Origin of the sequence: Vibrio sp. V01_P9A10T6 (genome assembly GCF_963877065.1) — a bacterium.
Taxonomy (GTDB): domain Bacteria; phylum Pseudomonadota; class Gammaproteobacteria; order Enterobacterales; family Vibrionaceae; genus Vibrio; species Vibrio anguillarum.
Genome location: NZ_CAWNTB010000064.1, coordinates 1 through 5,992 on the forward strand (window position 1 = coordinate 1; position 5,992 = coordinate 5,992).

The 5,992-nt window shown below is 41.7% G+C and carries 8 protein-coding genes; 5 read left to right on the forward strand and 3 right to left on the reverse strand.

Annotation, left to right across the window (positions count from 1 at the left end):
- Positions 1–80: 80 nt before the first annotated feature.
- Positions 81–1,268, forward strand: a complete 1,188-nt coding sequence (gene hmpA, locus AACQ21_RS03645) for an NO-inducible flavohemoprotein (protein ID WP_105976348.1) — start codon at positions 81–83, stop codon at positions 1,266–1,268.
- A gap of 191 nt (positions 1,269–1,459) precedes the next feature.
- Here the strand turns inward: hmpA and AACQ21_RS03650 are convergent, their stop codons facing one another.
- Positions 1,460–2,005, reverse strand: coding sequence for a YaeQ family protein (locus AACQ21_RS03650; protein WP_105976349.1), 546 nt, complete (start codon positions 2,003–2,005; stop codon positions 1,460–1,462).
- 71 nt (positions 2,006–2,076) lie between these two features.
- Positions 2,077–2,286: a cold-shock protein gene (locus tag AACQ21_RS03655; protein ID WP_010318975.1), complete on the reverse strand. Its 210-nt coding sequence runs from the start codon at positions 2,284–2,286 to the stop codon at positions 2,077–2,079.
- 795 nt (positions 2,287–3,081) lie between these two features.
- On the opposite strand from AACQ21_RS03655, the gene AACQ21_RS03660 reads away from it, so the two are divergent.
- From AACQ21_RS03660 to AACQ21_RS03675, 4 genes are all read left to right on the forward strand, one after another.
- Positions 3,082–3,444 (forward strand): hypothetical protein, encoded by a 363-nt coding sequence (locus AACQ21_RS03660; RefSeq protein ID WP_026027849.1) that lies wholly within the window; start codon positions 3,082–3,084, stop codon positions 3,442–3,444.
- A 209-nt stretch (positions 3,445–3,653) separates the two neighbouring features.
- Positions 3,654–3,893, forward strand: a complete 240-nt coding sequence (locus AACQ21_RS03665; RefSeq protein ID WP_105976350.1) for a hypothetical protein — start codon at positions 3,654–3,656, stop codon at positions 3,891–3,893.
- A 164-nt stretch (positions 3,894–4,057) separates the two neighbouring features.
- A complete protein-coding gene (locus AACQ21_RS03670) occupies positions 4,058–5,062 on the forward strand; it encodes a response regulator (protein WP_013868037.1) in 1,005 nt (334 codons plus the stop codon).
- A 2-nt stretch (positions 5,063–5,064) separates the two neighbouring features.
- Complete coding sequence (locus tag AACQ21_RS03675; protein WP_017046017.1) at positions 5,065–5,502, forward strand: PAS domain-containing protein; 438 nt, start codon at positions 5,065–5,067, stop codon at positions 5,500–5,502.
- A 78-nt stretch (positions 5,503–5,580) separates the two neighbouring features.
- Here AACQ21_RS03675 and AACQ21_RS03680 read toward each other — a convergent pair.
- On the reverse strand, positions 5,581–5,992 hold a 412-nt coding region (locus AACQ21_RS03680), incomplete at its 5' end, for an NAD(P)-dependent oxidoreductase (RefSeq protein ID WP_308514208.1).

Below are 5,992 nucleotides of genomic sequence, written 5' to 3' on the forward strand. Positions count from 1 at the left end.
GGTATGCTTTGTGCTATACAAGCTTCAGTATCAGAGCGAATCTAATTCGCCATTTATAAAATCTGAGGAGAAAGCTCAATATGCTCAATAATCAACACATCGCCATTGTCAAAAGTACCATTCCTTTGCTTGAATCTGCCGGGCCAGCGCTTACAGCTCATTTCTATCAGAGAATGTTTACTCACAATCCTGAGCTAAAAGATATTTTTAATATGACCCATCAACATACTGGCCGTCAGGGCGTTGCACTGTTTGAGGCGATTGCCGCGTATGCGAAAAATATTGAAAATCTCGCCGCATTAACCAGTGCAGTGGAACGTATTGCCCAAAAGCACACCAGCTTTAACATTCAGCCAGAGCACTATCAAATCGTCGGTCATCACCTTATTGAAACGTTGCGAGAGCTTGCTGCCGATGCCTTTACTCCTGACGTTGAAGCAGCATGGACGGCGGCTTATCTCTTTTTAGCGCAAGTCTTCATTGATAGAGAAGGAGAGTTGTACTTACAGCGTAAGCAGGCGATCGGTGGTTGGGAGAATGCGCGTGAGTTTGTGTTGCAAGATAAAGTGAAAGAGTCTGAATTCGTCACTAGCTTTATCTTTGAGCCTGCTGATGGTAAAGCGGTATTAGATTATCAGGTAGGTCAGTATATTGGGGTTGAACTTAAGCCGGAAGGTGCGCCATACAGTGAAATTCGTCAATATTCCTTGTCACAAAAACCTAATGGAAAAAACTACCGCATTTCTGTGAAGCGTGAAGGCGTGGATACTGAACATCCTGGGACAGTCTCTAACTATTTACATGATTATGTTGAAAAAGGCAGTCGAGTGAAACTTTATGCGCCAGCGGGAGATTTTTTCTATGTTGAGAAGCTCGCTCCCGTTGTACTTATCTCTGCAGGTGTCGGGGCAACACCGATGCAAGCCATACTTCAACAGCTTGCGTCAGTAGGAAAAAAAGAGGTGACGTATCTGCATGCTTGCAACAATTTATCACAACACTCCTTTATTGATGAAACCGCGACCTTAATGGCGGTGCATCCATCATGGCAGCAAGTGGTCTGGTATCTGGAAGGTGAGCAAACACCAGCCAAGAAAGGTTCTATGATCTTGCATGAAGTTTGCGAGAAACTGCCGCTAACACAGGGGGATTTTTATATCTGTGGCCCCGTTGGTTTTATGCAGTTCATTGTTGAACAGCTTGAATTGCTTGGCGTAGCAAGAGAGCGTATCCATTACGAAGTCTTTGGTCCACACGCCTATTTATAAAGTATAAAGCTCTATCTAAATCTAGGCTCTTTTAAGGGCCTATACCCTTCCCATTTAAAGCTGCAGCGGTGTTGGTTACGTTCGCTTACCCCAATCACATAGTTCATCTATGCTCATGGGGATGAGCTCACTTGCCTTCTACCTGCAACTTCAAGTTGTTTGGGTATAGATACTGGAAAGTGGGCTGGGAATTAATGCTCACTTTTTATTTGTAGTGCTTGCCAAGTAATTTCATCGGAATGGCTATCGCTATCAATAAAGATAGAAGAGCCACTAATCATTACTGAAATATCCATACCTCGGTTCAAGGAAGTAGAGAGTTTTCCAATCGCTGCAGCATCAAAGCGAAATAGATCGACATTGAGGTGAGAGAACTTTCCCTTATTTTGCTCCCACCAAACCTGTGATTTCGTGTTAAAGCTGTAGACTTTCACCTGTTTTGCAAGCCGTGTGGCTTTTTTAATGCGATCAGCATCGGGTTCGCCGACTTCAATCCAGAGCTGAATTTGGTCATCTAATGATTTTAGCCAGAGATCAGGTTCTTCAATGGAAGAAAGTCCTCTAGTAAATGTTAGCTCGGGTGAAGCATTAAGACAAAACGCCAAAATGCGCGCCATCATTCGTTCGTTGCTTTCTGAAGGATGCTGAGCAATGGTGAGATTTAAAGAGTCATAATGATCGCGATTAGTATCCGTCAGCGCAATACGGAACTTATAGATTGTCGGTTTAAGAGCCATTGGAAGAATGCCAAGAGGTAAAAACGAAAATAGCCAGCAAATTGCTGGCTATTAGAATACTTAGTAAAAAATTATACTAGGCGGATGTTTTCAGCTTGAGGGCCTTTTTGACCTTGAGCTACTTCAAACTCTACCTTTTGACCTTCAGCAAGAGTGCGGAAACCGTCGCCTTTAATTTGGCTGAAGTGTGCGAATACGTCTGGACCGTTTTCTTGTTGAATGAAACCGAAACCTTTAGTTTCGTTGAACCATTTTACTGTACCAGTAACTGTGTTAGCCATTTTAATACCCAAAATCAAAAAAATTTTACAGCCGAATACGGCGCGGATAGCGTGGAAAAGTAGATTGCTATTGCGTACGACACGACGGGGGAGTTACAAGTAATCCAACGAAACGTATGTGTATACAAAGAACTGCTTTCTAGCTAGTGCAAAGTCTAGTTCAAACTTTTATCTTGTCAATCATAACTCGATAAAACTCGAAAAACTTTCTTAAAATTGTTAGGTTTTATGCTCTATGTTGCATTTTCTTATGATGAGGCTTGAAATTAACATTACTATTCTATTACCCATTGACATAGTTGAAGTTTTAGCCAGAGTTGGTGGTCAGATGAGTTCGATGGTTGAAGCCGTTTATTACTGGCCAACGTTCATTGAGTGAGGAGAAGGGTTAAGTTTACTTTCCTATTTAATGGCTCTCTTTTTGGCTGAATGATTCTCCTCAAAACTGAGGCAATTTTTCCCTATCAAATAGCATCTTTAAGTTGTTTTGGCGACAACTCGGAACGTTGCGCTGTACACATCACAAATTTGTACTTTCAATGAAATATTTACTCGGTTAAATAATTGTTACAATTAGTTCCATTTTGAAGTGTTTTTTTTGGGTAATGCTATGTCCCATCTAATTTTCGGGTTTTCTGTTGTTAACTACTGATTAACAATTGTTTTATTCTAAGCCAATAAGGAAAAATTGCTTGTTTTTTGAACTTGAAATTCTTATTTAATGGAGGAAAATGTATGTAAACTGAGTTTTCGAAAATGAATGGATACTTTCTCATAAAAAGAGAGGTTTACAACATGAAACTAATACTGATTTTAATGGCGTCTGTCTCGGCGGGTGTGGCCTCTGCTGATCACTTTCATTCATTTTTGCTTGGGCTTTACATCGCGTCACTCGCAGTAGGTAGCTGTTACTGGTTTGCGTTTCGAAGTACTAAAGTGCCGGAGTTTGCCCTTTTTCTTCTCATCTGTGGGCTTCTTGCTAAATTGACAGTGACCATTATCGGTGTTGCGTGGGGGATATCGGCGCAATTGATCACATCGCCTTTTATCTTTGCTTTGTCGTATCTCTTCTTCTCTATTGTCGTGACATACCTCTGGTTCAGTTATCGAGATAAATTAACCTCTGCAATCTCTAAAACAACGGCGCATCACGCGTAGCGCACTTAATGCATAGCGTCTTTATGCGTAACTTACGCGTAAGATGGTTAATGTGATAGTGAACTAAATTATTTCTGTTAATGCAAAAGGTCTTCCTCACTGGGCCCTTTTGGTGCTTTTGCACTTTAGACTTTTGTCCAAGAGTGGCGCTCATCTTTTCGATATACACTGTTGGCTATGATTATTTATCTCCTGAACAAGGAAGTACTATGGGCATTGGATTATTTTGGGCAGAGAAAGTTATCTTAATACTGGGCATCATTTTTATTCTGACGAGTATTGTGCGGTATGGTAAACGTAGCCATGACTGGAAAGGTGCCATCACGATGTTTTATCGTCGCATTCCCATGTCAATTGAGGAATATAAGTGGTACCGCTTGGGAGTGGTATTCATTGTTACCGCTATTGTGTTGCGGATTGCTGTACTGACCTTCTGGCCCTCACTATGAGGTTGAAATGAGCGAGCATTGTTGTTTGCTAACCGATGTTTCGCTTGAGTGTGTAGCCTTTTATAACCCCTAAAACTTTTTAATTAATTTTTTGCGCAACTCGCATCTACGCGAGGTTTAGGTATACACTCTATTTATCGAATTAATAAATAGAAGGTGATTACATGTCTTTCCCCGTACTCATCTGTGATGACTCTGCACTGGCTCGGAAGCAGATGGCTCGTTCACTTCCCGCCTCTCTAAACGCCGATATTACTTTCGCAGTCCATGGTTTAGATGGCATCAAAAATCTTGAAGAGCATGATTTTAAATTAATGTTCCTCGATTTAACTATGCCTGAACTGGACGGCTACGGAACGCTAGAAGAGATGCAACGCAGAGGGATGACAACGCCTGTTGTTGTTGTTTCTGGTGATATACAGCCGAAAGCGAAAGACCGAGTATTGGCGTTAGGGGCGCGTGCTTTTATTCAAAAGCCGATTGATAAGGACGTGTTAAATAGCGTACTACGAGAGTTAGTCGAACCGCCAACACAGCCTCGTATCGTTACGCCTATCTCTGTTGAACTACCTATCTTAAAACGTCGTGACATCTATATGGAAGTTGCGAACGTTTCGATTGGTCGAGCAGCTGATGCTCTGGCGCGGCACTTTGATGTATTTGTTCATTTACCGCTACCAAACGTCAATATTTTTGAAGTGAGTGAGCTACATATGGCACTTCGTGACTTGGCGGAAAATGATCAAGTTTCTGGTGTATGTCAAGGCTTCAGCGGTGAAGGCATTGCAGGTGAAGCACTGGTGCTCTTGAGTGATTCCAGTGTTTCTGATCTGAAAAAATTAATGAAAGTGCCAGCAGACAGTGAAGAGCTTGAAGAATTAGAACTGTTAATGGATGTATCAAACATATTAGTTGGTTCTTTTCTGAATGGATTAGGCGAGCAATCGGAGGTGCGTTTTTTTCAAAGCTCTCCAGTATTGCTTGGGCAACACATCTCCATTGACTCTGTGATCAATTCCACCGCTGGATCATTTAAAAAAACGATGACGTTTGAAGTGAGCTACAACATTGATCAAACGACGATCCGCTGTGACTTGCTCTTTATGTTTGTCGATGAGTCTCTTCCGTTACTAGACAGTAAATTAGCGTACTTGATGGAGGATTTTTAACGATGAATCTCCCTGCAGAATTTGAACAGTTCCACTGGATGGTGGATATGGTGCAGAATGTCGATATGGGGCTGATCGTGATTAATCGTGATTACGAAGTGCAAGTGTGGAATGGATTCATGACACACCACAGCGGTATTCAAGGGCACGATGCGATTGGTAAAACCATTTTTGAACTGTTTCCTGAAATCCCCCAAGAGTGGTTTAAGCTCAAAACTAAACCTGTGTATGACTTAGGTTGTCGTAGTTTTATTACTTGGCAGCAGCGCCCATATCTCTTCAAATGTCGTAATGTTCGCCCTGTCACTCAGCAAGCCGATTATATGTACCAAAGCATTACTTTAAACCCGATGCGAACCACGACGGGTAAAATTAACTCATTGTTTTTATCAATACAGGATGCCACATCTGAAGCGTTAGCCTCTTTACAAATACGTTGATAGAATCAGGGTGTTGATGATTTCGAAGCCTCCTTTTGGTGTTTCATCAAGGAGGCTTCATATTATCGATGGGTTTAATTAATCAAGCGTTACAAGCTCATTTCCGCAACGTTGATTGTTTGCAAAGGCACGAATGTTATCCAAAGTTGTCTGAGCGATATTGTGTAGTGCATCTTCAGTCAAAAAGGCTTGATGTCCCGTAAATAGTACATTGTGGCAAGCCGATAGGCGTCTGAATACATCATCGACAATCACATCATTCGACTTATCTTGGAAGAAAAGATCCTTTTCATTGTCGTAAACATCTAAACCAAGAGCGCCGATACGACCTTGTTTCAGTGCTTCAATTGCTGCAACTGAATCGAGTAATTCACCTCGGCTGGTGTTTACAATCATCACGCCATCTTTCATTTGGGAAAATGCGTGACTGTTGAGTAAATGGTAGTTCTCTGGCGACATTGGGCAGTGAAGCGTAATCACATCACTTTGT

Coding starts and splice junctions, on each gene's coding strand:
- hmpA (WP_105976348.1), top strand. CDS start 81: ATGCTCAATAATCAACACATCGCCATTGTCAAAAGTACCATTCCTTTG.
- AACQ21_RS03650 (WP_105976349.1), bottom strand. CDS start 2,005: ATGGCTCTTAAACCGACAATCTATAAGTTCCGTATTGCGCTGACGGAT.
- AACQ21_RS03655 (WP_010318975.1), bottom strand. CDS start 2,286: ATGGCTAACACAGTTACTGGTACAGTAAAATGGTTCAACGAAACTAAA.
- AACQ21_RS03660 (WP_026027849.1), top strand. CDS start 3,082: ATGAAACTAATACTGATTTTAATGGCGTCTGTCTCGGCGGGTGTGGCC.
- AACQ21_RS03665 (WP_105976350.1), top strand. CDS start 3,654: ATGGGCATTGGATTATTTTGGGCAGAGAAAGTTATCTTAATACTGGGC.
- AACQ21_RS03670 (WP_013868037.1), top strand. CDS start 4,058: ATGTCTTTCCCCGTACTCATCTGTGATGACTCTGCACTGGCTCGGAAG.
- AACQ21_RS03675 (WP_017046017.1), top strand. CDS start 5,065: ATGAATCTCCCTGCAGAATTTGAACAGTTCCACTGGATGGTGGATATG.